Genomic DNA, 2,092 nt, shown 5'->3' on the forward strand with positions numbered 1-2,092 from the left:
AGACCGGAGACACCGACACCCCCCACGGAACTCCCCCCACCCACACACTGGTTCCGCACCCCGAGACGAGTTGGAGCACCCATGCCCCAGCACGTGCCTTCGTCGTTGCGCGCCGCCTTCCCCCGCTCCGCGCAGCGACACCCGGCGCTCCCCCCACAGCCGCGCCGCATCGTCTTCCTCGCCCGCCGTGACTTCGGCAACGAAGCCGCGGGCGGTTCCGAACTCCTCGTCGACAGACTCGCCGAGGGCCTGACCCACCTCGGCCACCAGGTCACCCTGCTGTGCGGCGGCCCCGCCTCGTACCGCGACTACCGCGTCGTGTCGGCGGGCGGCGACCTCGGCCACTACCTGCGCGCCAGATCGGCGTTCCGGCGCCAGGTCGGCGACTGCGACCTGCTCGTCGAGGTCTGCAACGGCATGCCGTATCTGGCGCCGCTGTGGCACCACGGGCCGACCCTGCGTCTGGTCAACCACGTGCACACCGACCTGTGGCGGATGCGGTTCGGCGGACCGCTGGCGCCCGCCGCCCGGCTCGGGCGAAGACTCGAACACTGGGCGCTGGCAGGCGCTCGGCGCAGCGGCCCGCTGGTCGCCGTCTCCCCGTCGACGGCCCAGGCGCTGCGCGCGATCGGCGTCGAGCGCGAGCGCATCCGGGTCGTGCACAACGGCGTGGAGGAGCCGGGCCCGCCCGCCGCACGCTCGCCGGAGCCGCTGTTCCTGGCCGTGGGACGGCTCGTCGAGTACAAGCGGATCGATCTGCTGCTGCGCCTGTGGGAACGGGTCCGCCCGGTCACCGGCGGCCGGCTGGTGATCGTGGGCGACGGACCCGAGCGGCAGCGGCTCGAACAACTCGCCGGTGCCGGCGTCGAGTTCACCGGCCATGTCTCCGAGGCCGAGAAGCACCGCCTGCTCTGTGCCGCCTGGCTGCTGCTGCATCCCTCCGCCGTGGAGGGGTGGGGCCTGGTGGTGACGGAGGCGGCGGCCCGCCGGACCCCCGCCATCGCCTTCGACGTACCCGGCCTGCGCGACTCGGTCGTGGACGGCGAGACAGGCCTGCTGGCCCGCGGCGAGTCCTCGTTCGCCGCGGCCTGGTGCACCCTCGCCCTGTCCACCCACCGCCGCACCCTCATGGGCAAGGCGGCCGGCGACCGCGCCGCCCAGTACCGCTGGAGCCACACGGTCCGCCAGTTCAGAGCGGTGGCGACGGAGGCGGTGAGGGGCTGGACGCCATGACCTCTCGGCGCAAGCCCTCCGGGCAACCTCCCGAGCGACCTCATGGGCAGCCTGTTGGGGGGCCTCCTGGGGGGCGGGAAAGCGCGGGCCCGGGTACGCGGCTCCGGGACCCCTCCCTCCGCCGCTCCCTCGCGCTCCTCCGTGCCTTCCGCCGTGAACAGGACGACCCCGAGGCCTGCTACTCGCTGCTCGCCCGGGACGCCGCCGACCAGGTGGAGGCGTACGACGGTCCGGTGCGGGGCCGGACCGTCGTGGACGTGGGCGGCGGGGGCGGATACTTCACCCGTGAGTTCCGGCGGCGCGGCGCGGACGGCTTCCTCTTCGAGCCGGACCCGCGCGAACTGGGCCCGGAGCCACCGGAGGGGTCCGTCGTCGCCGACGGGTATCTGCTGCCGCTCGCCGACGGAGTGGCCGACGTCTGCTTCTCCTCCAACGTCCTTGAGCACGTCGCCGACCCGGGGACCTTCCTCAGTGAGCTGGTCCGCGTCACCCGGCCCGGCGGGCTGATCTACGTGTCGTTCACCAACTGGCTGTCCCCCTGGGGCGGTCACGAGTGGGCGCCCTGGCACTACCTGGGCGCCGAGCGGGCCCGCGCCCGCTACCGGCGCCGTACGGGCAGGCCGGCCAAGCACACCCTCGGCGAGAACCTGTTCGCCGTGCACATCGGAGCCACCCTGCGGCAGGTGCGCGCCCGCGACGACGTCCTGGTCGTCTCGGCGCGCTCCCGCTACTGGCCGTTCCTCGCCCAGGCCGTCACCAGGGCGCCGGGACTGCGTGAATTCGCCACCTGGAACCTCCTCCTCATCCTCCGGCGGTGTCCATGACCAGCACGGTCCAGGCCCCTCCCCCGGCGACGACC

Annotated in this window: 2 protein-coding genes; both read left to right on the forward strand. The window is 73.9% G+C overall.

Features of this window, described 5'->3' with window-relative positions; translation table 11 throughout:
* Positions 1–81: 81 nt before the first annotated feature.
* Positions 82–1,233 (forward strand): glycosyltransferase family 4 protein, encoded by a 1,152-nt coding sequence (locus tag AOK01_RS25850; protein ID WP_055515716.1) that lies wholly within the window; start codon positions 82–84, stop codon positions 1,231–1,233.
* On the forward strand, positions 1,230–2,057 hold the full coding sequence (locus tag AOK01_RS25855) for a class I SAM-dependent methyltransferase (RefSeq protein WP_079103740.1): 828 nt from the start codon (positions 1,230–1,232) through the stop codon (positions 2,055–2,057). Before AOK01_RS25850 ends, AOK01_RS25855 begins: the two co-directional genes overlap by 4 nt.
* The last annotated feature ends 35 nt before the right edge of the window (positions 2,058–2,092 follow it).

This window comes from Streptomyces aurantiacus (assembly GCF_001418335.1).
In the GTDB taxonomy this organism is placed as follows: Bacteria; Actinomycetota; Actinomycetes; order Streptomycetales; family Streptomycetaceae; genus Streptomyces; species Streptomyces aurantiacus.